Source organism: Sphingomonas sp. IC-11 (assembly GCF_021043365.1).
Taxonomy (GTDB): domain Bacteria; phylum Pseudomonadota; class Alphaproteobacteria; order Sphingomonadales; family Sphingomonadaceae; genus Sphingomonas.
Genome location: NZ_JAJNDU010000001.1, coordinates 1,778,457 through 1,804,266 on the forward strand (window position 1 = coordinate 1,778,457; position 25,810 = coordinate 1,804,266).

23 protein-coding genes are annotated in these 25,810 nt (G+C 65.3%); 13 read left to right on the plus strand and 10 right to left on the minus strand.

Annotated elements, in window-relative coordinates:
- Positions 1 to 200: 200 nt before the first annotated feature.
- From ggt to trmB, 3 genes are all read right to left on the minus strand, one after another.
- Positions 201 to 1,928: a gamma-glutamyltransferase gene (gene ggt, locus LQ954_RS08540; protein WP_231022661.1), complete on the minus strand. Its 1,728-nt coding sequence runs from the start codon at positions 1,926 to 1,928 to the stop codon at positions 201 to 203.
- A complete protein-coding gene (locus LQ954_RS08545; protein WP_231022662.1) occupies positions 1,928 to 5,023 on the minus strand; it encodes a TonB-dependent receptor domain-containing protein in 3,096 nt (1,031 codons plus the stop codon). The genes ggt and LQ954_RS08545 overlap by 1 nt, the downstream gene beginning before the upstream one ends.
- A gap of 547 nt (positions 5,024 to 5,570) precedes the next feature.
- Positions 5,571 to 6,251 carry a tRNA (guanine(46)-N(7))-methyltransferase TrmB gene (trmB, locus tag LQ954_RS08550; protein ID WP_231022663.1) on the minus strand — a complete coding sequence of 227 codons (681 nt, stop codon included), beginning with the start codon at positions 6,249 to 6,251 and terminating at the stop codon, positions 5,571 to 5,573.
- Positions 6,252 to 6,316: 65 nt separating this feature from the next.
- Between trmB and LQ954_RS08555 the strand changes: the two genes are divergently transcribed.
- Positions 6,317 to 6,961, plus strand: a complete 645-nt coding sequence (locus LQ954_RS08555; protein WP_231022664.1) for a phosphatase PAP2 family protein — start codon at positions 6,317 to 6,319, stop codon at positions 6,959 to 6,961.
- A gap of 116 nt (positions 6,962 to 7,077) precedes the next feature.
- Here LQ954_RS08555 and metK read toward each other — a convergent pair whose 3' ends face one another.
- Together metK and lnt are read right to left on the minus strand one after the other, a co-directional pair.
- On the minus strand, positions 7,078 to 8,286 hold the full coding sequence (gene metK, locus LQ954_RS08560) for a methionine adenosyltransferase (RefSeq protein WP_231022665.1): 1,209 nt from the start codon (positions 8,284 to 8,286) through the stop codon (positions 7,078 to 7,080).
- A gap of 60 nt (positions 8,287 to 8,346) precedes the next feature.
- Positions 8,347 to 9,894, minus strand: coding sequence for an apolipoprotein N-acyltransferase (gene lnt / locus LQ954_RS08565; RefSeq protein ID WP_231022666.1), 1,548 nt, complete (start codon positions 9,892 to 9,894; stop codon positions 8,347 to 8,349).
- 163 nt (positions 9,895 to 10,057) lie between these two features.
- On the opposite strand from lnt, the gene LQ954_RS08570 reads away from it, so the two are divergent.
- Both LQ954_RS08570 and LQ954_RS08575 read left to right on the plus strand, forming a co-directional pair.
- Positions 10,058 to 10,504 carry a VOC family protein gene (locus LQ954_RS08570; protein ID WP_231022667.1) on the plus strand — a complete coding sequence of 149 codons (447 nt, stop codon included), beginning with the start codon at positions 10,058 to 10,060 and terminating at the stop codon, positions 10,502 to 10,504.
- Positions 10,501 to 10,803 carry a polyhydroxyalkanoic acid system family protein gene (locus tag LQ954_RS08575; RefSeq protein ID WP_227769873.1) on the plus strand — a complete coding sequence of 101 codons (303 nt, stop codon included), beginning with the start codon at positions 10,501 to 10,503 and terminating at the stop codon, positions 10,801 to 10,803. The genes LQ954_RS08570 and LQ954_RS08575 overlap by 4 nt, the downstream gene beginning before the upstream one ends.
- 74 nt (positions 10,804 to 10,877) lie before the next feature.
- On the opposite strand, the gene LQ954_RS08580 is transcribed toward LQ954_RS08575, so the two are convergent.
- From LQ954_RS08580 to LQ954_RS08590, 3 genes are read right to left on the minus strand one after another with little or no spacing between them, the layout of a single operon-like run.
- Positions 10,878 to 11,891, minus strand: coding sequence for an inorganic phosphate transporter (locus LQ954_RS08580; protein WP_227769872.1), 1,014 nt, complete (start codon positions 11,889 to 11,891; stop codon positions 10,878 to 10,880).
- A 15-nt stretch (positions 11,892 to 11,906) separates the two neighbouring features.
- Positions 11,907 to 12,551, minus strand: a complete 645-nt coding sequence (locus LQ954_RS08585) for a DUF47 domain-containing protein (protein ID WP_227769871.1) — start codon at positions 12,549 to 12,551, stop codon at positions 11,907 to 11,909.
- A 33-nt stretch (positions 12,552 to 12,584) separates the two neighbouring features.
- Positions 12,585 to 13,784: a penicillin-binding protein activator gene (locus LQ954_RS08590; protein ID WP_231022668.1), complete on the minus strand. Its 1,200-nt coding sequence runs from the start codon at positions 13,782 to 13,784 to the stop codon at positions 12,585 to 12,587.
- Between LQ954_RS08590 and rsmI the strand changes: the two genes are divergently transcribed.
- A complete protein-coding gene (rsmI, locus tag LQ954_RS08595; protein ID WP_231022669.1) occupies positions 13,783 to 14,628 on the plus strand; it encodes a 16S rRNA (cytidine(1402)-2'-O)-methyltransferase in 846 nt (281 codons plus the stop codon). The two genes, LQ954_RS08590 and rsmI, sit on opposite strands and share 2 nt — an antisense overlap.
- 29 nt (positions 14,629 to 14,657) lie before the next feature.
- Here the strand turns inward: rsmI and LQ954_RS08600 are convergent, their stop codons facing one another.
- The gene (locus tag LQ954_RS08600) at positions 14,658 to 15,566 is read right to left on the minus strand and encodes a calcium-binding protein (protein ID WP_231022670.1); all 909 of its coding nucleotides are present in this window, start codon (positions 15,564 to 15,566) and stop codon (positions 14,658 to 14,660) included.
- Positions 15,567 to 15,874: 308 nt separating this feature from the next.
- Here LQ954_RS08600 and LQ954_RS08605 point away from each other — a divergent pair, with 308 nt between their 5' ends.
- The 3 genes from LQ954_RS08605 (at position 15,875) to LQ954_RS08615 (ending at position 18,076) form a co-directional block, all read left to right on the plus strand.
- Positions 15,875 to 16,255 (plus strand): YraN family protein, encoded by a 381-nt coding sequence (locus LQ954_RS08605; RefSeq protein ID WP_227769867.1) that lies wholly within the window; start codon positions 15,875 to 15,877, stop codon positions 16,253 to 16,255.
- Between the two features lie 118 nt (positions 16,256 to 16,373).
- On the plus strand, positions 16,374 to 17,327 hold the full coding sequence (gene gshB / locus LQ954_RS08610; protein ID WP_231022671.1) for a glutathione synthase: 954 nt from the start codon (positions 16,374 to 16,376) through the stop codon (positions 17,325 to 17,327).
- 140 nt (positions 17,328 to 17,467) lie between these two features.
- Entirely contained in the window at positions 17,468 to 18,076 is a 609-nt protein-coding gene (locus tag LQ954_RS08615; protein ID WP_231022672.1) for a DedA family protein, read from the plus strand.
- Between the two features lie 31 nt (positions 18,077 to 18,107).
- Here the strand turns inward: LQ954_RS08615 and thiS are convergent, their stop codons facing one another.
- On the minus strand, positions 18,108 to 19,115 hold the full coding sequence (gene thiS, locus LQ954_RS08620; RefSeq protein WP_265333958.1) for a sulfur carrier protein ThiS: 1,008 nt from the start codon (positions 19,113 to 19,115) through the stop codon (positions 18,108 to 18,110).
- Between the two features lie 111 nt (positions 19,116 to 19,226).
- Between thiS and aroQ the strand changes: the two genes are divergently transcribed.
- The 6 genes from aroQ (at position 19,227) to purL (ending at position 25,759) form a co-directional block, all read left to right on the plus strand.
- Positions 19,227 to 19,658, plus strand: a complete 432-nt coding sequence (aroQ, locus tag LQ954_RS08630; protein ID WP_231022673.1) for a type II 3-dehydroquinate dehydratase — start codon at positions 19,227 to 19,229, stop codon at positions 19,656 to 19,658.
- A 34-nt stretch (positions 19,659 to 19,692) separates the two neighbouring features.
- The gene (accB, locus tag LQ954_RS08635) at positions 19,693 to 20,184 is read left to right on the plus strand and encodes an acetyl-CoA carboxylase biotin carboxyl carrier protein (RefSeq protein ID WP_227769863.1); all 492 of its coding nucleotides are present in this window, start codon (positions 19,693 to 19,695) and stop codon (positions 20,182 to 20,184) included.
- Position 20,185: 1 nt separating this feature from the next.
- Positions 20,186 to 21,535 (plus strand): acetyl-CoA carboxylase biotin carboxylase subunit, encoded by a 1,350-nt coding sequence (gene accC, locus LQ954_RS08640; RefSeq protein WP_227769862.1) that lies wholly within the window; start codon positions 20,186 to 20,188, stop codon positions 21,533 to 21,535.
- Positions 21,536 to 21,692: 157 nt separating this feature from the next.
- The gene (locus tag LQ954_RS08645) at positions 21,693 to 22,013 is read left to right on the plus strand and encodes an arsenate reductase family protein (protein WP_231022674.1); all 321 of its coding nucleotides are present in this window, start codon (positions 21,693 to 21,695) and stop codon (positions 22,011 to 22,013) included.
- Positions 22,010 to 23,440, plus strand: coding sequence for a phospholipase D-like domain-containing protein (locus LQ954_RS08650; RefSeq protein ID WP_231022675.1), 1,431 nt, complete (start codon positions 22,010 to 22,012; stop codon positions 23,438 to 23,440). Before LQ954_RS08645 ends, LQ954_RS08650 begins: the two co-directional genes overlap by 4 nt.
- 96 nt (positions 23,441 to 23,536) lie before the next feature.
- Positions 23,537 to 25,759 (plus strand): phosphoribosylformylglycinamidine synthase subunit PurL, encoded by a 2,223-nt coding sequence (gene purL / locus LQ954_RS08655; RefSeq protein WP_231022676.1) that lies wholly within the window; start codon positions 23,537 to 23,539, stop codon positions 25,757 to 25,759.
- Positions 25,760 to 25,810 lie beyond the last annotated feature (51 nt).

A 25,810-nucleotide genomic window follows, 5' to 3' on the forward strand; every position in this document is an offset into this window, starting at 1 on the left:
GCGGCAGGAGCGAGCACTCGCGTCGCGCCCAGCGCCACTGCCGTCAAAGTGGCCCGGTGGCGGCACTGCGGCGCCAGGAGGGGAACTGGCCGCTCCCTCTCCCGGCGAGGCCGGAAAACGGCCGAACTACTCCGATGGCAGGCCGGCCGCGAACCAGTCGCGGCCACTTTTGCCCCCTTCTATCGTCCCGCCGGAACGGCTTACTTGACCCCGATCGCCGCGGCGTCGGGCCGCCGGGAATCGGCCGCGCCCAAGAAGCGCTCGCCGTCAACCATGATCGACTGGGTGCTGCCCATCGTGTTGGATGGCCGCACCTTGTGCCCGCGCGCTTCCAGCAGCGGCACGATATCGGGCGAGAAGCCTTCCTCCAGTTCCAGCGGCGCGTCGCCGCCGCCTTGGTTCACCCGCGGACGCTGCGCCGCTTCAGCGACGTTCAGGCCGTGGTCGAGCACGTTCGACAGCAATTGTACCATGGTTGCAATGATATAGCCGCCGCCCGGCGTACCCGTGACGAGCCACGGCCGATCGTTCTTGAAGACAATGATCGGTGTGATGGTCGACCCGACCCGCTTGCCCGGCACTGGCAGCGTGGCCTTGTCGTCCCCCGAACGGCCCCAGGCGAGATTGCCCATCGAGTTGTTGAGCAGCACGCCGGTCCCAGGCACAACGACATGCGCGCCGTAGGAGGCTGACAGGGTATAAGTGTTGCTCACCGCATTGCCGGCCGCATCGGCGATCGAATAATGCGTCGTGTCCTGGCTCTCGTACGGATAAGGATTGCCATCCGCGGCCTCCTTGGCCCCCAGCGACTGACCAGGCCGGATCAGCTTGGCGCGCTCGGCGGCATAGGCCTTTGACGCCAGCCCCTTGGTCGGCGATCGCCAGTCCGGCCCGCCGCCCACAAGGCGGCGATCGGCCGACACCAGCTTCATCGTTTCCGAGAGAAGATGGAGGTTCGCCACGGAGCCCCAACGCTGTTCGCGAACCGGGAAAGTCTCCAGGATGTTCATCGCTTCGGCAACGCTGACACCCGAGGCGGTTGGCGGCATGTAGGCGATCTTCTGCCCGCGATAGCTGGACCAGATCGGTGCCGACACGATGGCGCGATAACTCGCCAGGTCCTGCGCGTCGATCACGCCGCCCCCGGCCTTGATCCCCGCCGCCATCCGCTCGGCCAGCGGTCCGGTATAGAAGCCGTCGCGCCCCTTGGCGGCGATCACCTTCAGCGTCGCGGCAAGGTCCGGCTGCTTCCAGCGCTCGCCCGGCGCATACGCGCTGCCATCGGGCTTGAAGAACATGGCGAGCGCGGCCGGATCATCGGCCATCGCGGCCTTCTGATCGGCATTCGCCTTGGCTTCGTCATCGGATAGGATGACGCCCTGTTTTGCCATCGCAATGGCCGGCGCGATCAGCTTACCCCACGGCATTGACCCAAAGCGCTGGTGCGCTTCCCAAAGGCCGGCGACCGTCCCCGGGATTGCCGCGCCCTTCATCGAATAACCCTTGGCAGGGTCGAAGCGACCGTTGGCCCCCAGCAGTAGGTCAGGCGTGGTATGCCGGCTGGCCTGACCGTAATAGTCGATCGCAATGTCCTGCGCCGGCTTGCCGTCCTTCGCGGCCATATGAACCAGCATATACCCGCCGCCGCCAATGTTGCCCGCGCGCGGCAGGGTCACTGCGAGCGCGAAACCCATCGCAACTGCCGCGTCCACGGCGTTGCCGCCCTTGCGCAGGATCTCCGCACCGACCCTCGATGCGATGATGTTCTGGCTGACAACCATTCCCCCGCGACCGATCACGGGCTTGTGGATCTGGTCGTAGGCAACGATGTCCCCGCCCGTCCCGGTGCGGGAGGGCGGTTTGCCCTCCTGCGCCACGAGCGGGGTGGTAAGCGCGAGAAGCGCAGCGGCGGCGGCGATGCGGCGCATCAGAACGTCGACCGCAGGTTGGCGTACCAGTAGCGAGCATAGGGCGTGTAGAGCGAGCCCAGGAACCCGCTCGTCGCCAGCGGCGGCTGCTTGTCCGTCAGGTTGCGCACGCCGATCCGGAACCGGTGCTGCCCCTCGCCGCGGCTGCGGTCGCCGAATTCCACCTGGCCATACAGGTTGATCGTGGTGCGAGCGTCAACCCGCCACGGCACGCCGTTCACGGTTCCGTCCGTGTCATCCACGTCGCTGGTGTAGCTGGTGAACGTGCCGATCTGGAAAGGGCCCGAGGACCAAGTCAACGATCCGCTGACACGCCATTCCGGCTTGCCGTTCTGGCGAACCAAATCGCCGCCGTCGACGATGACGATCTCGCGGCTGATCGTGCCCGCAGCCCGCGCGTCAATCAGCGTCTGCACGCCCGGGGACGGGGTGAGGAAATAGGTCTTCAGATACGCCGCGTTCACATTCGCGACGATCTTGCCAATGCCGAAATCGCGCACGCGCCAGTTGAAGCCGAAGTCCCAGCCGGAGACGGTCTGCGGCTGAAGGTTCTGATACTGGTCGTTGACGAACTGCACGCGGCCGACGGGTGCGATCCCGCTTCCCATGAACAACGCGACGTCGTCTGCTGTCGGTGCCAGACGGACTACGTTCGGATCGCTCGAGCCGCCAACCCGCAGCAGATAGTCGTTGATGAGCGCATTGGCCTCACCAAAGATGCCGACGATGTCGCGCTGCTTGATGTTCCAGTAATCGGCGGTCAGCGTGATCCGGCCCACCGCATCATCGAGGAAGCTGGGCTGAAGCACCACGCCTGCGGTCCAGTTGGTGGACTGCTCCGGCTTCAGATCCGGATTGCCGGCGCGCTGCGCGGTGGTCGCGAAGCTCTGGGTGCAGTTGGCGAACGAGCTGATAGCGCCGGTGCGCACCTGGGCTTCGCAGCGGATCGGGTCGAGCCGCGTGTTGGAACGCGTGACGAGCTGCGCGTTGACCTGCTCCAGGTTCGGGGCGCGGAAGCTCTCGGCGTACGATCCGCGCAGGCGGATGCCGGGCACGATGTCCCAGGCGCCGGCGATCTTCGGCTTGGCGACCGAGCCCGCGTCCGAATAATGCTCGAACCGTCCCGCCAGCTGGAGTTCCAGCCGGTTGACCAGCGGGATGTTCATATCCGGCGACACCACCGGAACCGCAGCCTCGACATAGGCGCCGAACACGTCGCGGCGGCCGCGGGTGTCGGGCGAGTTGCTCGTGCCAACCAGGTCGGACGGGTTCACGAAGCCGGTCACGCTATCGCGGAACTGGATCGTCCCGTCGACGCGCGGGTCGCGGTCGTCAAGCTGGGTTTCGCGACGCACTTCAACCCCGAACGCGACGCCCAGATTGCCGCCCGGAAGGGCGAACAGGTCGGACTTCGAGCCCTTCAGGTCAGCCAGCGCGAGGGTCGCCTTGCTGCGACGAGTCGTGGTGATCCGGATCGCGTCGATCGCTGCCTGGTTCGACGGCGTCGTATCGGCGAGGCTCGGCGACACCAGGTTGGCGCCGTTGAAGGGATTGTATGCGTCCGGCGTGGCGAGGCCCAGCTGACGCTGCAACAGGGTGGCGCTGACGCCCGTCGATGTGTCGGTGACGACGGCTTCCGAATACAGCGCCGCGCTTTCGAAATCGATGCCGAACAGGTTGAAGCGGACGCCGGCGAGCGCACGCCACTGCTCGTTATCGACCTTCACGATGTTCGGGCCGAAATCGGAGAAATTATAGCTCGTCAGCGTCAGGTCGAGACCGGCTGCTGGCGTATTAAGCCCAGGGATGCGGCCTGCGCTGCCGACGGCACCGAATGGATTGTAGTAATTGCTGGCCGGGATCACGATCGGTCCCGCCGCCAGCGTGCCCGGCGAGCTCTGGATGCTGTCGGTCGACGCCTGATAATAGCCGGCCTCCCCGAACAGCTCCAACGAATCCGTCAGCTCATAATTGGCGTTGGCGAACAGGTTGTAGCGCTCGACCCTGGGCAGGATCGTCCGGTTATACGCCTTGGTCTGATCGAAGCGCAGGTTGCGATCGCCTTGAGCGGTATTGTTGCCATCGTCGATGCAGATGCCGGGATTGGACGGGATCGCCGCTGAACAGCCGCCATTCGCCGTGGGCTGGATATGGAACACGCCGGCAGCGCTGGTCACCAGCGCGCCGGTGGTGCCGACACCCTGACGCACGGGTACGCCGCCGCGGGTGGTGAACACACCCCATGGGGTAATCGTTGAGCGGCCGTCGACCAACGTCGACCCTGCCAGTGGCGTGCCGGCGAACAACGGGCTTTTGTCGTCCGATGCCGTGTAATCCTGATCCGCCGCCCGCATCATCGTACGGGATTCGCGCGAGGCGAAGAGGGTGATATTGCCGCGATCGCCCAGCTTCGTGCCGGCCAGCAGGTTCAGGTTCGTTTCCAGCAGGCTGGTGTCCTCGGCGAAGCCGACCTGGCCTTCCACCTGCACACCTTCGAAGTCGGACTGCAGCACCGTGTTGACCACCCCGGCGACGGCGTCGGAGCCGTAGATCGCGGCAGCGCCGTCACGCAGAACTTCCAGACGCTCGATGCCGAAGGCGGGAATGGTGTTGCTGTTGACGGTCAGCACGGGAACGAGGTTCTCGTTCGCCCGGCTGGTCGGGTGATTGACGACGCGGCGACCGTTCAGCAGCACCAGCGTGTTGCCGACGCCGAGGTTGCGAAGGTTGACCGAGCCGACGTCACCCCGTGCCGCGTTCGAGCTGTTGGGCAGGTAGCTGGCGTTGAAGGTCACGTCGCCCAGCTGCGGGATCGAGCGCAGCAATTCGTCGCCAGAGGTAGCGCCGATTGCCGCGAAATCCTCCTGGCCGACCACGGTGACCGGCAAAGCGGCCGCAACAGAGCTGCCGCGGATCTGGCTGCCGACGACCACAATGTCCTCTGCCGGTGCCGTATCGTCGCCCTGGACAGCTGCCTCCACAGCCGCGGTCGACGCCGCATTGTCCGATGTCGCCTGGGTTTGCGCAACAGCGGAGCTGGCGATGGCTAGTGAAGCAAAGGCCGTAGTCGCCAGAAAAGCGCCGCGGTTGATCATCGATATACCCCCTGAAAGTCTCTTTTGGATGCTCCCGCATCCACCACCAAAGTTGGTCGTTCGCCGCCGCACGCCTGCCTCGCGTTGGAACGGAGATCGCCGGCCGCACCACTTCGTTAGGCGCGCCTGCATAAGCATGGCAGATTGTTCCACAACCGACGTCCCACTTATCGTTATATAACCGTGGGGCATCCCACCGTGCATCGCGCAGTCGTGAAGTAACGCTGATACGTCCATGCGGCGGATGTGCCGGGCACCTGTCGCGCGGCACGACGCTCCCGGCGACTTACATCGCCAGTTCAGAGCAGGTCGCCACGATACCGGGAAGTCGCCAGATGGCTTTTCGCGAGCGCCATTCTCAGTGGTCTCACCTGGACGTCGCCAGTCTCCTCTCCGATGCCGCGACGTCATCACCGGCGGACTTCTTCATCAGGAAAGGAAACAAGCCGCGATGGGGGCCTGAACACCTTCAGTGCCTCCCGGAATATTCAGAATCGCCGCGATAGTCCTGGAAGGTCCCGGCAAGCCGATGAAGCCGGGCCGATGATCACTTCCGAATGTATCGGAAGTACCAGACTTCATGCCCTTGCCGGCGCGCCTTGCGTTCGTAGCGGGTCTCCGGCCAGTCCTCCGGCCGTTCCAGAAAGTCGGCCGGCCGCTCGGCCAACCAGGTGAAGTCCTGCCGCTGCGCCATCACCATCATCGACCAACGGCAGTAGGTCGGGTCGTCGGTACCAAGGCGGAACTCGGCGCCCGGCTTCAGCTTGGACGCGATCAGGTCCAGCGGTCCGTGGTTCATCATGCGCCGCTTCGCATGGCGCGCCTTGCGCCATGGATCCGGATGCAACAGGTACACGGCATCCAGCGACGCGTTCGGCAGCCGCTCCACCACGGCAAGCGCATCGCCCATATAGAGCCGCACGTTGCCAAGCGAGCCGTCGCGAATATGGCCGAGCGCCCCGACGACGCCATTAAGGAAAGGTTCGCAGCCGATGAAGCCGGTGTCCGGCCGTGCGCTCGCCTGCCCCGCCAGATGCTCACCGGCACCAAAGCCGATTTCCAGCCGCAGCGGCCGATCGTCGCCGAACAAGCGAGCCGCGTCGACCGGCCCCTCTTCGGGCACCGCCACCTTGGGCAGCAGATCTTCGACAAGCGCCGCCTGTCCCTTGCGCAGCTTGTGGCCCTGGGCACGCCCATAAAGCCGACGGATGGTAGCGGGATCGTTCATCGGCGCGGGCGATAGCGCCACTCCGGCGCGGAGCAAAGCTGCACCAGCATCGTTCACCGTCAGCGATGGGAAAGAACAAGAAAAAGGCGAAAAGGATCGCCGAGGCCGAGCATGAACTGGTGGGGTCGGTCGCCGCTGCCGCTGAGCACAAGCCGGTCGCGCTTCTGGGCGCCGCAAGCGAGATCGCAGACCAGCCGCCTCTTGTCGCCCTCTCCGTCGCAACGATCGCGGCCGGTCTCATCCTCCGCCGCCGAGACATCACTCGGACGGGGGCGCGGATGCTGCTCGCCCATGCTCTGGCAACAGGAGGGAAGACCATTCTGAAGCGATCGATTGATCGCTCCCGCCCTGCTCGCGCGCTCCTCGACGGCGAGGCAAAGGTCGGCGCGGGTAAAGGCGCCGATGATACTGAGTTCAATTCCTTTCCGTCAGGCCACACCGCCGGGGCCGTGAGCGTTGCGGAGGCTGTCGCGCGCACCGCGCCGCGACTGGCCTGGCCCGCCCGGTCCGGGGCGGCCGCCGTTGCCGCGGTGCAATTGCCCCGAGGTGCGCATTATCCGACCGACGTGGCGATTGGCGCCGTGATCGGCTGGACGGCGGAGCGGCTCGCGGGTGCTATCATCGATGCGGCCGAACGCGGGTTCAATCGGGTTCGCGAGCAGCGGCTGGAAAGTACCGCATTGGCGCTCGCAGAGGCGCATCCCAGCTAGGAAGCGCGGCGGGCTGCTACAGCCCAGTTCCATTTTGCGCTGGTCAGACGGGACAGCGTTTCAACGCCGATGGTTCACCCCGGCTGTCTCCAGCCGAGGTGAGAACCAGGCTTCGATCAGGCCAGTGCGGCCTTCAGATCATCGACGAGATCCAGCTTCTCCCACGGGAAGAAGTCACCATCCGGGTCGCGGCCGAAATGGCCGTACGCGGCGGTACGCTCGTAGATCGGCTTGTTGAGGCCCAGGTGCAGACGGATGCCGCGCGGCGTCAGGTCGCCCAGCTTCTCGATCCCGGCGATCGCAGCCTCGATCTTATCGTCGCCCACCGATCCGGTGCCATGCGTGTCGACATAGAGCGACAGCGGCTTCGCAACGCCGATCGCATAAGCGAGCTGGATCGTGCAGCGCTTGGCGAGGCCGGCCGCGACGATGTTCTTCGCCAAATAGCGCGTGATGTACGCCGCGGAGCGATCGACCTTGGTCGGATCCTTGCCGCTGAACGCGCCGCCACCGTGCGGGCTCGCACCGCCATAGGTGTCCACGATGATCTTGCGCCCGGTCAGGCCAGCGTCACCGTCCGGGCCGCCGATCTCGAAGCTGCCAGTCGGGTTGATGTGATAGACGGTCGCGTCGGACAGCAGCTCGGCGGGCAGGACGTCTGCCACCACCTTCTTCACATAAGCGTGAAGCTCGGCTTCCTGGTCACCCTTGTCATAGCCCTTCGCGTGCTGCGTCGACACCACGATGGCGGTGCACGCGACCGGCTTCCCGTTCTCGAAGCGCAGCGTCACCTGGCTCTTCGCGTCCGGCTCCAGGAACGGTGCCGCGCCCGAATGCCGGTCCTGCGCCATGCGGTGCAGGATGCGGTGGCTGTAATAGAGCGTCGCCGGCATTAGGTCCGGCGTCTCGTCGCACGCGAAACCAAACATGATGCCCTGGTCGCCGGCGCCTTCGTCCTTGTTGCCGCTCGCGTCCACACCCTGCGCGATATGGGCCGACTGGCCATGCAGGTTGTTCTCGAAGCGGAAGGTCTGCCAGTGAAAGCCGTCCTGCTGATAGCCGATGCGCTTCACCGTGTTACGCACGGTGGCCTCGATCTCTTCCTGAGCGCCCGGCGCCCAGGCGCCATTCTCGTACACGCCCTTGCACCGGATCTCGCCAGCCAGAACGACGAGCTGGGTCGTCGTCAGCGTCTCGCACGCAATGCGCGCTTCCGGATCCTTGGACAGGAACAGATCGACGATCGCGTCGGAAATCTGGTCCGCCACCTTGTCCGGATGACCTTCGCTGACGGATTCACTGGTGAAAAGGTACGATTGGCGCATGGTCACTCCGCCTGAGCTTTGATGAGATAAGGATATAAAGATAGCTTTATATGCCTATCGTCACCGGCGACGAATGGCAATGGCCGTGGCGCCCAGCAGGATGGCAACGATTGCCGCCAGCCAATTGCCCAGCCGCGAGAAAAGCGTGGGGGGCGCTGGCGCGGGAAGCGGTACCTCGATCGCGCCGGCTTGCTCATGCGGAACGGTGGCGATCAACGTCCCGTCCGCGGCGATGACGGCGGAGATGCCGTTGGGGGTCGCGCGGATGACCGGCAGGCCTTCCTCGATGGCGCGCATCCGTGCCTGGGCAAGGTGCTGCGGCGGCCCCCATTTGCCGAACCACGCGTCATTGGAAGGGTTGAAGATCATGCGCGGGCGCTGGCTCCGGTCCACCACCTGCCCCGAGAAAATGATTTCGTAGCAGATCTGGATGCCGATCGCGCCGAAGCCGGGGATATCGAGCGCGCGTGGTCCAGGCCCCTCGGCAAAGTCCATTGATCCCGGCACCAGCCGGTCCAGCCCCAGCCGCTTGAGCAGCCATGGCATCGGCAGATATTCGCCATAAGGCACCAGATGCGCCTTGTCGTAACGCTCCTTGCCCAGGCGAGCGCGTGGATCGACCGCAAACACTGAATTGGTGGCGGTTACCGCATTACCGGCCTTGTCGAACTGCAAGGCGGTGCCGCCGGTCAGTAGCATGTCGCGCGGGCCCAACAGCCGGGCCATGCGCCAGCGCAGCCAGAACGGGTCCGTCCCATAGGCATAATCGGGATAGCCGTCTTCGAGGTATTCGCGGATCACGCCCTCCGGCCAGACGATCAGCCGAGGTGCCGCCCCTGGACCGCCCGACAGTTGAGACAGCTTGGCGAGCATCATCTCGCCGTCGCTCTCGCCACGTGCGTCCTGTGGCACATTGGGTTGCACGACCCGCACGCGCGGCTGATCGGCAGTTGCCGAACTCCCCGCCGGGGGCGTGCCATAACTCAGCCATTGCGCACCCAACAGCGCCAGCACGACCGCTCCAGCGCCGGCGAGCGGCACGGGGCGACGCGGAACGAGCAGCAGGAGCCCCGCCAGCAATACCGTCAAACCGGACAGGGCGTAGGTGCCGACCAAAGCCGCCACCTGCGCGATCGGCTGCACCGGTATCCAGATCACGCTTAGCGGATCCCAGGCGTAGCCGGTGAACATCACGCTGCGCAGCCACTCACTGACTATCCACGCCGCGGCAAAGGCGAGCACGTAGCTTGCCGTGATCCGGCTGCCACGCATCCGCCAGGCAAGCCCGCTCGCGAGCGCCGGATACACCGCCAGGTAGAGAGCCAGGGCAATCGGCGCCGCATAGCCAAGCACCGGCGGCATCTTGTCCTGGAAATCGAATGCGTGCTGAAACCAGTTGTTGTTGATCGTGAAGTGGCCAACGCCGAAGGCCCACCCACGCCAGAGAGCCGCCTTCGTGTTCGGGGCGCGATGCACGATCAGCATCCACGCGGCGACACACGCGATCGTCAGCCACCACCATTGCAGGGGCGCAAAGCCGCACGCCGCAATCGCACCAAGAACAAGAGATGTAAGCGCCGGCCGACGCGTAGGGAAAGACAAGGCCATTGCCCCTCCGCTATCAAATAAGCCCCGCCAGAGGGAGAGGCACGACAAGGAATCTTGAGGCGGCCAGTATCGTCTCGATGCCACGGATCCGCAGCTTCCGGTGCTGCGCGCCTTGTTTCGCCGCCCCTTTCCGGGGCACGCAAGGATGGTGTATCACGACGGCATGACACTTCGCCCCTTCCACCTCGCCTTTCCCGTCCATGATCTCGCCGCAGCCCGCGCCTTTTACGGTGACGTGCTGGGCTGCCGGGAGGGCCGCTCGAGCGACCGCTGGATCGACTTTGATTTGGGCGGCCATCAGATCGTCGCTCATCTCGACGAAAGCGCGCGCGCCGCAGGCGCCAGCAATCCTGTTGACGGCCATGACGTGCCCGTCCCCCATTTTGGCGTGGTGCTGACCATGCCGGACTGGGAAGCGCTCGCCGCCCGCCTGGAGAAGGCCGGGGTCAGCTTCGGGATCGCCCCGCATATCAGGTTCAAGGGTCAGGCGGGGGAACAGGCAACGATGTTCTTCCGCGATCCTTCGGGCAACGCGCTCGAGTTCAAGGCGTTTGCCGACGACGCCCAGCTCTTTGCCACGGAGCTCGCGCCCAAGGAGAACGCCCAGTGACTGCTCCGATCGAGGTCGACATTCCCCACCGTCTCGGCACGGCGGCCGCAAAGGAACGCATCGGCAGCAGCTTCGGCAAGCTCGCCGATTTCATCCCCGGCGGCGCCGTAACCGAACACCGCTGGGACGGGAATTCGCTTCACTTTACGGTTGAGGGGCTTGGACAGCGGGTGGGTGCCCGCCTCGACGTCAGCGACGCAAACGTCCACGCCGTCTTTGAGCTTCCGGCCTTCCTGGCCATGTTCTCGGACAAAATCCGCGCAAAGCTTCAAAAGGAAGCGCCCAAGCTGCTCGAATAGCCGGCGGCGCATCATCGGATTGCCGGCTGGCCGGGGCGACACGACCACGCGCGCCGCCGGCCAGCCGATCCGGTTCAGAACAACAGAGTCAGCGCGTAAAAGGCTGCACCCACCGCCGCCGAGCAGGGGATCGTGATGATCCATGCCACCACGACGTTGCTAGCGGTGCCCCAGCGAACGGCCGAGGTTCGCCGGGCGACGCCCGCGCCGATGATCGCGCCGGTGATCGTATGGGTTGTCGACACCGGAATGCCCATTGCGGATGCGGTGAACAGCACGATCGAACCGCCCGTCGAGGCGCTGAAGCCCTGATGCTGGGACAGCTTGGTGATCCGCGATCCCATCGTTTCAATGATCTTCCATCCGCCCGAAAGCGTGCCGAGACCGATCGCCACATAGCAGCTGATCGCCACCCAATGCGGCACCTCGAATTCGCCGGAGAGATAGCCGGTCGAATACAGCAGCACCGTGATGATCCCCATTGTCTTCTGCGCGTCGTTGAGGCCGTGGCTCAGCGAATAAGCGGCGGATGAAACGAGGTGTAGCGCGCGGAAGCTGGTTTCGGCCTGCCGCGCGGTGGAGCGCCGCAGCGCCCAGCTGCTGGCCAGCATCACCAACATGGCAAGGATCATGCCCAGCGTGGGCGAGATCACGATGGCCACCAGCGTCTTGGTCAGGCCGCCGATGTGAACGCTGTGAATGCTGGCATGGGTAACGCCGGCACCCACCAGGCCGCCCACCAGCGCGTGGCTGGACGAGGAAGGAATGCCCTTCTGCCAGGTCACGATGTTCCAGAACATGGCACCGCCAAGCGCGCCGAAGATCACGGCTGGGGTGACGACGTCCTTGTCGATCAAGCCCTTACCGATGGTTTCCGCCACGGCATGCAAGCTTGGCACGGCAAGCGTCACGAAATACGCCGCAAAGTTGAAGAACCCGGCGAAGACCACCGCCTGGACGGGCGACAGCAATCGGGTGGCGACCACGGTCGCAATGGAATTGGCCGCATCATGCAGCCCGTTGAGGAAATCAAACGCCAAAGCCAGGACGATCAGTCCGATCAGCAGCGGAAGAGCAAGCTCATGCATGTGAGGCTGGATCGCTCAGGCGTGGTCGATGACGATGCCGTCGATCTCGTTCGCCACGTCCTCGAACGCGTCGGAGATCTTTTCGAGATGCTTGTAGATCTCGCGCTCGACGACGAACTGCATCGCGTCGCCGCCGCGGTAATGTTCGAACAATCGCTTCAGCCCCCGCTCGTGCATCGCGTCGGCCTCGCCTTCCAGCTGGACCAGCCGCTCGGTGAGCTGGTGGATCCGGGGCCCGTTACGCGCGACGTCGCGCAGCAATTGCATGGCTTCCACCGTCACGGCGGCCGCTTCGGTCATGCTGCTCGCCATTTGATGCATGTCCGGCGTGAAGCTGCGCACGCCATACAGGCTGACGGCGGTAAGCGCGGCGTCCATCGCGTCAATGGCGTCGTCCATGGATCCGATCAGGTCGCTGATCGCGCTGCGATCGAACGGCGTCAGGAAGGTGATGCGTACGGTCTGGAGCACCGTGCGGGTAATATCGTCCGCCTGATGTTCCAGGTCCTTCACCTCGGCGATGACCTGTTCGGGATTAGCATCGCCGGCGAACAGCCGGGTGGTCGCTTCCGCCGCGCGCAGCGTCACTGCTGCATGCGCATCGAACAGCTCGAAGAAATTGCCGCGCTTCGGAAGGAGGCGCTGGAACCAGGCGAACATCAGAAACGATCCTTGTAGGAAAGGTAAGAGGCTTCAGCGCCCGAAACTCGCGGGGGCTGGTGAAACAACGGTTGTGCTGCCGCTGCGGATTTCCTGCACTTCGAGCGCCCGCTCGGCCACGCCGTCGCGGCCAAAGCGGAACGCGCCGTCGATGCCGGCAAAGCCTTCTCCGGACCGCAAACGCGTTTCCGGGAATGGTGCGCCGATCCGCCAATCGCGGGAGATGCGCGCCGTCAACAACACCGCATCATAGCCAAGGCTGGAAAGGCGATACGGCGCGGTGCCGAAGCGGGCGCGATACTTGGCCGCATATTGGCGGTACAAGGTGTTGGAAACGCTGGCGAACCAGGCACCATTCAGGGCCGGACGCGCCGAAATACCGTTGTCGCTGTTCCACAATTCGGTACCAAGCACCTTGGTGTTCGGGCTCGCCTTGCGCAGCAGCGGCACGGCAGTCGCGGCGGTGGCACCCGAATCGGCGATCAGCACGGCGTCGAACGGCGCATCCTTGGCCATCCGGCTCACCGCTGCACCAACGCCGCCTGCCGTGCGGTCATAGGTCTGCAACGCCACGACGCGGCCACCCGCCGATTCCACCGCTCGCAGGAAGGTGGTCGAGGCACGCGTGCCGTAGAGGGCATTCGGCACCAGGCCACCGAAGTTCGTCACCCCGCGGCTACGCGCAAAATCGACCACCCGCTCGATCGATTGGCTCGGCGTATAGCCCATCAGGTACACGCCATCGCCCGCGACGCTGTTGTCGTTGGAGAAGGCGAGCACCGGCACGCCCGCCCGGCGCGCGATTGGCGCCACCGCCCGCACATCCTCGGACAGCAACGGCCCCAAGATCAGCTGCGCCCCATCCGCCACGGCGCGCTGAGCGGCCGCCGCGGCGCCGGTTGCGGTATCGTAATTCGTGATGCGGACCTGCTCGTTGCGCGTGTCGAGCAGTGCAAGCTGAGTCGCATTGGCCAGGCTCTTGCCGACGCCGGCGTTCGTGCCGGACAACGGCACGAGCAGCGCAACGCGGTTGCGCGCCGTATCGCGGGGGATGCCTGTCTCGACGCCCACGTCCGGCCGCGCGACGGGCGGCGGCGCCTTGGTCGGTCCGGTCGGGCCCGCCGGCCCGCGCGGCACCACGGTGGAGCAAGCGGAAACGAGCAGCGCCGTCATGGCGACAAACCCGCGGACGATGGTGTTCGCCCGTTGCGATACGGTTGCGGCCTCTGCCATGACACTCCTCGTGGAAAAACTAAGCCCCGGCCTGTACATCGTCGCAACCCCGATCGGCAATCTCGGGGACCTGTCTCCACGTGCCGCCGACATCCTGTCGCGGGCGGACCTAATCGCCGCAGAAGACACTCGTGTTACAATTGGGTTACTGCGACACATCGGAACGAAGCGTCCGATGACTCCTTATCATGATCACAACGCCGATCACGTCCGCCCGCAGTTGATCGGGCGTCTGGCCACCGAAGCGATCGCACTGGTTTCTGACGCCGGCACGCCACTTATCTCGGATCCGGGCTACAAACTGGTCCGCGATGCCCGCGCGGCAGGTCATGCGGTGGTGACGATCCCCGGTCCGTGCGCGGCCGTAGCCGCCCTCACCTTGGCTGGCCTGCCGACCGATCGCTTCCTGTTTGCAGGCTTTCTGCCGTCCAAGGCGAAGGCACGGGCCAATGCGATCGACGAACTCGGCGCTATTCGTGCCACTCTGGTCTTTTATGAAAGCGGCCCGCGCCTCGGTGCCACGCTGGCGGCGCTCGCCGCGCAGCTTGGCGATCGCGAAGCCGCCGTAACGCGCGAAATCACCAAGCGATTCGAGGAAGCGGTCACGGGCACCCTCCCGATGCTGGCCGAACGCTATGCAGACGCGCCGCCCAAGGGGGAAATCGTCATCGTCGTCGGGCCGCCGGGCGAAGCGCCTCCTGCCAGCGAGGAGGACGCCGATGCCGCTCTCGCTGAAGCACTTACGCGCCTGCCCGCCGCGAAGGCCGCGGGCGAAGTGGCCAAGCGTCTCGGCCTTGATCGCAAGGCGCTCTACGCCCGCGCGCTCGCCTTGAAGGAAGGCTAAGCGCTTTCTTCCGCGCCGGCGGTAAGGCCCTACAGCACGAAATCGGCTGGGACGAAGGCAAACGCCTGTGCCGGATCGGTAAGCAATTCGATTCGGTCGGCCGGCGCGCCGCCGAGTTGCGAGAGATCGATCGTCACCAGCCCCGTCGAATCGTCGCGGCTGGTCGCGGCCAGGATCTTGTCGAACGTGACCGTCGCGAACAGGCCATTGAGCCCAATTCGGTCCTCTCCCTGTACGAAGTCGATGATCCGGTCGCGATTGGTGCCGTATGAAAAATAGAACAGATCGGCACCGGCGCCGCCAACCAGTCGATCCCGGCCCGAACCTCCATCCAGGATATCGATGCCACCGCCACCCCACAGCTGGTCGGCGCCTGCGCCTCCGCGAAGCTCATCCGCTCCGTCACCTGCCCTGATGATGTCCGCACCGCTGCCGCCGGAGAAGGACACGCGTTCGACGCCGGTAACCACTGTCCCGTCCGCAAGGGTCTGAACTCGATGCGGCGTGGAGAAGTCGGCCTTGAACGCGACACTGCTGCTTTGTCGCAGGATAACTGCAAGATCGTCGCCGGAGCCGCCATCGATCAGATCGGCGTTCTCGCTATAGATATAATCGTCGCCAGCGCCACCCAGCAGCTGGTCATAGCCGCTGTCGGACGTCCGCCCGTCTCCCCCGGAGAGCCAGTCATTACCTGCGTCACCCGACACGAGGTCCGCCCCCGCCCCGCCTCTCAGCACATCATTGTCGTCGCCGCCGAACAGCCGGTCGTCGCCATCCTCTCCGTCCAGGTAATCGATTCCCGCCTCGCCCAGCACGAAGTCATCGCCGGCACCGCCGGAAACAAAGTCCATGCCCGCGCCTGCAATGATGTCGTCATCGCCCGCAGTGCCGCGCAGTTCGTCATCGCCGGCAGAGCCCGTGATCAGCGTTCTGGCCATTGGATTACTCCCCAAATTGGAAGGGTCGAACACGTCGGCGTTGAAGGCAATCCGAAGGCGTCACCTACCGACCGGCGGAACCTATTGCGGGACATTCGACAAGCCAGAGGCGCATCGGAGGTAGCGGTCCGGCGCGCTCAGCCCTCCTCCAGGTCGAATGGACGGTTGAAGCTTGTATGACCAACGCCCTCCCCGGCCACGAGCCAGCCTCGCTCGGGCGAACGACCTTTCTTTGAGGATGATCGTCCTTCGCGTCCGGACACCGGCAAAGCTTGCCCGGGTCGCTCCCTCGGCGCAGACGGTCTGCCATGCGTCGCCTCCGCCATACCCAAAGCCCCGATCAACGCCGCACCGCTGAGGCGGCCGGGCGCCGCGGGGAGCGGCTGGCCGCCTGGTGGCTGCGACTAAAGGGCTGGCGCATCCTCGACCAGCGCGTGCGCACCCCGGCTGGCGAAGTCGATCTGGTCGCGCAAAAGGGCGCTCTCATCGCCTTTGTCGAGGTGAAGACCCGGGCCAGCGCTGGGGAACTGGACTTTGCCATTGACCAGCGGCGGCTTGCACGGGTGGCCGCCGCGGCCGAATTGTTGATGCCGCGCTATGCCACTGCGGGCGAGGACATCCGCGTGGATGTCATCCTTCTGGCCCCCGGAACCGCGCCACGTCACATCGAGAATGCCTGGATCGGGTGACAAGCCCGATGCACCGCCTTACCTGCCGGTGCATGTCGCGCCTGACGCGGTCTGCTATTGCACTGCCCCATGACGGGAAGGCGTGACCTTCCTCCGGCCGGGGCGAACGGAGGTTTGCGTGAGTCTCACCGTCGCCGTCCAGATGGACCCGCTCGAATCGATCAACATCGCTGGCGATTCGAGCTTTGCGTTGATGCTGGCGGCGCAGAAGCGCGGGCACCGGCTGTTCCATTATGCCGCTGAGGATCTGAACTGGTCGGACGGGCGGCTGTGGGCAAAGGCGCGGCCGGTGACGGTGCAACGAGTGGAGGGTAACCACTTCGACGCTGGTGAACCCGTCAGCCTCGACCTGGATGACGAAGCGGACGTCGTGCTGATGCGCCAGGATCCGCCCTTCGATCTCGGCTACATCACCGCCGCCCACCTCCTGGAGCGGATTGCCGATCGCACGCTCGTGGTGAACGATCCGGCGAGCGTCCGGAACGCGCCAGAAAAGGTGTTCGTGCTCGACTATGCGCGCTTCATGCCGCCGACGCTCGTCACCCGGTCGCTCGACGAAGCACGCGCCTTCCTTCGCCAGCATGGGGCAATCGTGGTGAAGCCGCTCCACGGCAACGGTGGGAAGGCCATCTTCCGCGTCGGGCCGGAAGGTGAAAACCTTTCGGCGCTGATTGAAGTGTTCAACACCGCCTATCGCGAGCCGCACATGGTGCAGGCGTTCCTTCCGGACGTGGCAAAGGGTGACAAGCGCATCGTGCTGGTCGACGGCGAGGTTGCCGGCGCAATCAACCGCCTGCCCGGTGAGGGCGAGATTCGCAGCAATCTCGCCGTCGGCGGCTCGGCGGAAAAAACCGAACTTACCGCGCGCGAGCGTGAGATCTGCGCCGCGCTCGGGCCGGAACTGAAGCGTCGCGGCCTGATCTTTGTGGGCATTGACGTGATCGGCGGCCAATGGCTGACGGAGATCAACGTCACTTCGCCGACCGGCATCGTGGCGATCGAGCGGTTCGACGGCACCGACGTCGCTGGCCTGATCTGGGATGCGATCGAGCGCCGCCTGGCGGAACGCTGATTCGCTTAACCCTTCCGCGCCTCGGCAGGCGCAACTCGGGGCCGCTACCACCGCTGCGACGAAGCAGGCATAAGGCGCTGGCGGGGGATTGCGGGAATGCGCCCACCTTCCCGCTTCAACAGGACGATTGCTGACCTTCAATGACTGACATCATCATCGATCTAATCGCCCGCGGGGGATACATCGGCATCTTCCTGCTGATGGCGCTGGAAAACATCATTCCGCCGATCCCGTCAGAGGTCATCATGGGGCTTGGCGGCATGGCCGTGGCCCGCGGACAGATGGATCTGTGGTGGCTGATCTTCTGGGCCACGATGGGCACCACGGCCGGCAACCTGTTCTGGTACGAACTCGGCCGGCGCCTCGGCATTCAGCGCTTCAAGCCACTGGTGGATCGCTATTCGCGCTGGATGACGATGGAATGGGAGGACGTGGAGCACCTGAACCGTTTCTTCCAGAAATACGGTCACTGGGTGATCTTCGTCTTCCGCTTTCTCCCCACGTTCCGCACGGTCATCTCCCTGCCGGCCGGCATGGCGAAAATGTCGATGTGGAAGTTCCTGCTGTTTACCTTCACGGGCAGCGCGATCTGGAATTCGGTACTGGCGGGCGCCGGTCTCTTCCTTGGGCTGAAGATGGAGCAGCTGGAGAAGTTCGTCGGCCCGCTCGCCGTCGGCACCGTGATCGCGATCGTGCTGCTGTACTTCTACCGAGTCTTCACCTGGAAGCCTCGGGAACAGCGGGGCTGATCGCCCCGCTGCCAAGCGTCGCCGGACAGGTTCAGATCAGTCCGGCGAGCGGCGACGACGGGTCTGCATAGCGGCGGATCCCCATGCGCCCCGCGCGATAGGACAGTCGCCCGGCCTCGACCGCCGCCTTCATCGCGGCGGCCATCATCACCGGATCCTTGGCCTCGGCGATCGCGGTGTTCATCAGCACGCCGTCACAGCCCAGCTCCATTGCGACCGCTGCATCGGATGCCGTGCCGACGCCGGCGTCGACCAGCACCGGCACCTTGGCGCCTTCCACGATCAGGCGGATCGTCACCCGGTTCTGGATACCGAGGCCCGAACCGATCGGCGCGCCCAGCGGCATGATCGCGACGGCACCCGCCTCTTCCAGCTGCTTCGCAGCGATCGGGTCATCGACGCAATAGACCATCGGCTTGAAGCCCTCCTTCACCAGGACTTCAGTCGCCTTCAGCGTCTCGCGCATGTCGGGGTAGAGCGTGCGCGCCTCACCCAGCACCTCCAGCTTGACGAGATCCCAGCCGCCCGCCTCGCGCGCCAGCCGCAGCGTGCGGATCGCTTCGTCCGCGGTGAAGCAGCCAGCGGTATTGGGCAGATAGGTGAACCGCTTGGGATCGATGAAGTCGGTCAGCATCGGCGCGTTGGGATCGCTGACGTTGACGCGGCGCACTGCGACCGTGACGATCTCCGCGCCCGAGGCCTCCAGCGCCGCGGCGTTCTGCGCGAAATCCTTGTACTTGCCGGTGCCGACGATCAGGCGCGAGCGGAACGTCTTGCCCGCGACGGTCCAGCTGTCGGTGGGCACGGCGCCGCCATGATCCCCGCCGCCGACGAAATGAACAATCTCGATATCGTCGCCATCCTCCACGCACACGTCTGCCAGCGTCGAGCGCGGCACCACTTCCAGATTGCGCTCGACCGCGACCTTCTCGGGTATCAGGCCCAGCTCGGTCGCCAGTTGCGCCAGCGTCAGCCCGGCGGTGACACGGCGGTGCGCGCCGTTCACGGTGATCGATACGGTTCCGTCGGTATGGGGCATGATATCCTTTGCGGGGCGGCAAGGCCCCCTCTCATTCAGATTGTCATTCGGTCGGATGAATTGCCTTCCACCTAGGCTTGGCGCACATGCCGTTCAAGGAAGGAGCCACCCTTGTCGCTGATCTACGTCCTGAACGGCCCGAACCTGAACCTGCTCGGCACGCGCGAGCCGGAGATCTACGGGCATGAAACCCTGGACGATATTGCCGGTCAGCTGGAGGATCGCGCACGCGAACTCGGCCTCGAGGTCGACATGCGCCAATCGAATCACGAGGGCCATCTCATTGATTGGCTGCACGAGGCGCAGGCTCAGGGGGCAAAGGCGGTGATTCTCAACGCCGGCGCCTTTACCCACACGTCGATCGCACTTCATGATGCGATCAAATCCGTCCGCACCCCGGTTATCGAGGTGCATTTGTCCAATCCGCATGCTCGTGAAGAATTCCGCCATCTCTCCTACGTCGGCCGTGCCGCACGTGGAACAATCGCAGGGTTCGGTGCGCTGTCGTACCTGCTCGCGCTTGAAGCGGCGGCGCGGTTCTGACACAGCGCGCGCCCTGTTCAGGGAAAGGGTCGCAATGGCCGATAAGGAAAATGGAGCGATGAAGGTCGACGTCGATCTCGTCCGCCAGCTTGCCGAGCTGCTCGACACGACGCAGCTCACCGAAATTGAAGTGGAAGACGGGGATCGCCGCATCCGCGTTGCCCGCAAGGCTGCGGCTGCCGCCGCGCCCGCCGTCTATCACGCACCGCCGCCCGCTTCGGCGGCGCCGGCGCCCAGCACGGCAACCGCTGCGCTGCCGACAGCAGAGCCTGCCGCGGCAGAGCCCTCGCTTGCCAATGCCGTTCGCTCGCCGATGGTCGGCACGGCCTATCTCGCTGCCGAGCCGGGCGCTGCCGCCTTCGTTTCTGTCGGCAAGCAGGTGCAGGCCGGCGACACGCTGCTGATCGTTGAGGCGATGAAGGTCATGAATCCGATCACCGCGCCCAGTGCCGGCACGGTGAAGGCGATCCTGGTCGACAATGGCCAGCCGGTCGAGTTCGACCAGCCGCTGGTGGTCGTCGAGTAAGATGCCCGAGATCAAGAAGCTCCTGATTGCCAATCGTGGTGAGATCGCGCTGCGAATCCACCGCGCCTGCCACGAGATGGGGATCAAGACCGTCGCGGTGCACTCCACCGCCGACGCCGATGCAATGCATGTCCGCCTGGCGGATGAGGCGATCTGCATCGGCCCGCCGGCGGCGAGCGAGAGCTATCTCAACATCGCCAACATCATCTCTGCCGCCGAAATCTCGGGCGCGGATGCGATCCACCCGGGCTACGGCTTCCTCAGCGAAAACGCGAAGTTCGCCGAGATCGTCGAGGCGCACGGACTGATCTTCGTCGGGCCGAAGCCTGAACATATCCGCACCATGGGCGACAAGGTGGAGGCAAAGCGCACCGCCGGCGCGCTCGGCCTGCCGCTGGTCCCCGGTTCGGATGGGGCGCTGACCGATTCGGCGGAGGCCAAGCGCCTCGCGCGTGACATCGGCTATCCCGTGCTGATCAAGGCCGCATCGGGCGGCGGCGGCCGCGGCATGAAGGTCGTGCCGTCAGAGGACGAGATGGACACGCTGATGGCGCAGGCCGGCAGCGAGGCGAAGGCCGCGTTCGGCGACGCCACCGTCTACATGGAAAAGTACCTCGGCAATCCGCGGCACATCGAATTCCAGGTATTCGGCGACGGCAACGGCAACGCCATTCACCTTGGTGAGCGTGACTGCTCGCTGCAGCGCCGCCACCAGAAGGTCCTCGAGGAAGCTCCTTCTCCCGTTATCTCGGCGGAAGAGCGCGATCGTATGGGCGGGATCGTCGCCAAGGCGATGGCCGACATGGGTTATCGGGGCGCCGGCACGATCGAGTTCCTCTGGGAAAACGGTGAGTTCTACTTCATCGAGATGAACACTCGCCTTCAGGTGGAGCATCCGGTGACGGAGGCGATCACTGGCCTCGATCTCGTTCGCGAGCAGATCCGAGTCGCGGAAGGCCATCCGCTGACGCTGCGCCAGGAGGATGTTGTCTTCCGCGGTCACGCTATCGAGTGCCGCATCAATGCGGAGGATCCGCGTACCTTCGCGCCCTCCCCGGGCCTCGTGAAGCAATATCACGCACCCGGTGGCATGCACGTGCGCGTCGATTCGGGCCTCTACGCCGGCTACAAGGTGCCGCCTTACTACGACAGCATGATCGCCAAGCTGATCGTCTATGGCACCACCCGCCAAGGCGCGCTTCGCCGTCTTCGTCGCGCGCTTGAGGAGTTCGTGATCGAGGGGATGAAGACAACCATCCCGCTTCATCAGGCGCTGCTGGACGATCCTGAGTTCCAACAAGGCGATTACACCATCAAATGGCTGGAGGAGTGGCTGGCCGAACAGGCCTGAGCCATCCCTCCGGATGCGTCCGGCATTCGGCGGTACGCCTCGCATTCCCTGGGATGGCGGGCTCCCGGATGCCGGTTCGCTTGGGCGCGACGTCATCGACATTTTGCCTTCACATTCTGCTCGCAGACTTTAGCCTGGATCAAGAAGGAGCGCGGCATTGAAGGCGACGATCTGGCATAATCCGCGTTGTTCCAAATCGCGTCAGGCGCTGGCGCTACTCACCGAAGCGGGCGCTGAGGTGGAAATCATCGACTATCTCAAGCAGCCGCCGGCTCGCGAGGAACTCGCGCGGCTGTATGCACGTGGCGGGCTGGCGCCGCGCGACGCGATGCGCAAGGACGCGCCCGCCGCCGCAAGCGACGAAGAGGCGCTGGACATCATGGCCGCCGATCCCGCCACCATCGAACGGCCGCTGGTGGAAACCGACAAGGGCGTGGTGCTCGCGCGCCCGCCCGAACGCGTTCACGACATTCTGTGAATCTGCCGGAGGAGGCCCGCTGGCGCATCGAACGGGCAAGCCGCGCCGCGGTAGTGATCGACGCCGACACCTATTTTCGCCTGGCACGCGCCGCCATGATGAACGCGCGCAAGCAGATCCTGCTGGTCGGCTGGGATTTCGACGCCCGCATCCGCCTCGCCTGGGAAAACGAGCCACCTGGCGTCCCGACCGAAGTCGGCGAATTCATCACCTGGCTGGTGCGCCGGCGCCCGGATCTCAACGTCTACATTCTCCGCTGGGACAAGGGCGCCTTCAAGACGCTGTTCCGCGGCAAGACGCTGCTGACGCTGACCAAGTGGCGTTTCCTGCGCAAGCGTATCCACCTGAAGCTCGACGGTCATCATCCCGTTGGCGCCTCCCAGCATCAGAAAATCGTCGTTATCGACGATTGCCTCGCCTTTTGCGGCGGCATCGACATGACGGACGAGCGTTGGGACACGCGCTCGCATAGGGACGACGACCCGCACCGTACCTCGCCCAGCGGCTGGCCCAACAAGCCATGGCACGATGCCACGACGGCGCTGGAAGGTCCGGTGGCCAGGGCCCTCGGCGATCTCTGCCGTACCCGCTGGCAGATTGCCGGTGGCGGTGAGATCCCCGAACCCGACAGCAAGGTCGATTGCTGGCCCGCCGATCTGAAGCCGGACTTCCGCGACGTTGATGTCGCCATTTCGCGGTCTCAACCGGAATATGGCCCGCAGGAATCGATCCGGGAGATTGAACAGCTTTATCTCTCGCTGATCGCGCGCGCGAAGCGCCGCATCTACGCCGAAAGCCAGTATTTCGCGTCGCGCCGCGTGGCGGAGGCCATTGCGCGGCGCTTGGACGAGCCGGACGGTCCGGAAATCGTCATCATCAATCCCGTTTCAGCGCAGGGCTGGCTTGAACCCATTGCGATGGACACCGCCCGCGCCCGGCTGTTCCAGGCGCTGAAGCAGCGCGATAAGCACGATCGCCTGCGCATGTACCACCTGCACACCGCTGGTGGAGAGCCGATCTACGTTCACGCCAAGGTGCTGGTGATCGATGAGGAGGTGATCCGCATCGGCTCCTCCAACTTCAACAATCGCTCGCTCCGGCTCGACACGGAATGTGACGTTACCATCGAGAATGACGACGATCGGATCGCCGCCATCCGCGACGATCTGATTGCCGAACATCTCGGCACCGAACCTGCGACCGTCAGCGAGGCGATCGCATCTCATGGCCTGATCGGCGCGATCGAGCACCTGCGCGGTGCGGGCAAGACGCTCATTCCCTATGAGGTGCCGGATCTCACCTCCGTCGAGGCATGGCTCGCCGACAACAAGATTCTCGATCCCGAAGGACCGGAGGAGATGTTCGAGGCGCTTTCCGCCCGGCGCCCGCTGCTTCATCGCCTCCGGCGCTTCCGCCGCCGCCGGTAAGCCATGGCGGGCCGCAGGCGCCTTGTTCAAGCCGCCGGGGTATCTTGAGGTCAGCCTTGTGGTGACACCGGGCGCCGCCGCCGCTATCGCGCGCGCATGACCGCCATCACGCCTGAAGTCGTCGCCGAACACGGCCTGTCTCCCGAGGAATATGATCGCGTCCTCCACGCTCTCGGCCGTGAGCCGAACCTGGTGGAACTGGGCATCTTCTCGGTGATGTGGTCGGAGCATTGCTCCTACAAGTCGTCGCGAATCCACCTGAAGAAGCTGCCGACCGAGGCGCCCTGGGTGATCTGCGGCCCGGGCGAGAATGCCGGCGTCATCGACATCGGTGATGGCCAGGCCGCGATCTTCAAGATGGAGTCGCACAACCACCCCTCGTACATCGAGCCGTATCAGGGCGCGGCAACCGGCGTCGGCGGCATTCTGCGCGACGTGTTCACCATGGGCGCGCGGCCCGTGGCGAATATGAACGCGCTTCGCTTCGGCCGCCCCGATCACCCCAAGATGCGCCACCTCATCTCGGGCGTGGTCCATGGCATCGGCGGCTACGGCAATTGCGTCGGCGTGCCGACGGTGGGGGGCGAGGTGAACTTCCACCCCGCCTATGACGGCAACATCCTCGTCAACGCCATGACGGTCGGCGTCGCTGACCAGGACAAGATCTTCTATTCGGCCGCCAGCGGCATCGGCAATCCGATCGTCTATGTCGGCTCCAAGACCGGCCGCGACGGCATCCACGGCGCCACCATGGCCTCGGCCGACTTCGGCGAGGATGCCGAGGAGAAGCGCCCGACCGTGCAGGTCGGCGACCCCTTCACCGAAAAGCTGCTGATCGAGGCCTGCCTCGAACTGATGGCCTCCGACGCGATCGTCGCGATCCAGGACATGGGCGCCGCCGGCCTCACCTCCTCCAGCGTCGAGATGGCGTCGAAGGGTGGCGTCGGCATCGAGCTGATCATGGACGACGTGCCGCAGCGCGAAGAGGGCATGACGCCCTACGAAATGATGCTCTCCGAATCGCAGGAGCGCATGCTGATGGTGCTGAAGCCGGGCCGCGAGGCCTTCGCCGAGGCGATCTTCCGCAAGTGGGAGCTCGACTTCGCCGTCATCGGCCATGTCACCGACACGGGCCGCATGGTGCTGAAGTGGAAGGGCGACACCGTTTGCGACATCCCGCTCGCCCCGCTCGCTGACGAGGCCCCGCTCTACGATCGCCCGCACGTCCCCACCCCGCCCGCCAAGGCGCTGGTCAACGTGCCCGAGTGCAAGGACATCGCCGCCGATCTCGTCACGCTGATGGGCTCGCCCGACATCGCCAGCCGCCGCTGGATCTGGGAGCAGTATGACCACATGGTCGGCGCCGACACGGTGCAGCGCCCGGGCGGCGACGCCGCGGTGGTGCGCGTCCACGGCACCGACAAGGCGCTGGCGATCACCACCGATTGCACCCCGCGCTATTGCTACGCCGACCCCGTCGAGGGCGGCAAGCAGGCTGTCGCCGAGACCTGGCGCAACCTCACCGCGGTCGGCGCAAAGCCGCTCGCCATCACCAACTGCCTCAACTTCGCCAACCCGCAGCGCCCGGAGATCATGGGCCAGATCGTCGGCTGCCTCGATGGCATGGCGCAGGCGTGCCGCGCGCTCGACTACCCGATCGTCTCCGGCAACGTCTCGCTCTACAATGAATCGAAGGCGACCGGCGGCGGTTCGGCGATCCTCCCCACCCCCGCGATCGGCGGCGTCGGCCTGATGCAGGACTGGACCAAGAGCGCGACCATCGCCTTCAAGGGCGCGGGCGACGTCATCCTCGCGGTCGGCACCCGCCGCGGCGATCTCGGCCAGTCGCTCTGGCTGCGCGAGGTCCACGGCCGCGAGGAAGGCCCCCCGCCCCGCGTCGATCTGGCGCAGGAGAAGGCGACCGGCGACCTCATCCGCCACGCGATCGACCTGGGTCAGCTCTCCGCCGTCCACGACGTCTCGGACGGCGGCATCGCCGTCACGCTCGCCGAAATGGCGCTCGCCGGCAACATCGGCGCGATGATCGACCGCAAGCAGCCGTTCGACTGCGCGCATTCCTTCTTCGGCGAGGATCAGGGCGTCTACATCGTCACCGTCCACGATCACGCGCTGGCCGATTTCCTCCAGGCCGCGCTCGAGGCCGGCGTCGAGGCGGAGCCGATGGGCCGCACCGGCGGCAAGCGCCTGATCTTCGAGCGGCCCGACCGCGACGATGTCGTCACGCTCGACACGCTGCGTGCGGCGCATGAGGGCTTCTTCCCGAAGCTGATGAGCGCGGAGGTATCGCTGGAGGGCTGACCGGCCCTCCCGCCGCCCCCACCGCACGGGCTGTCCTACATGTGCATGTTC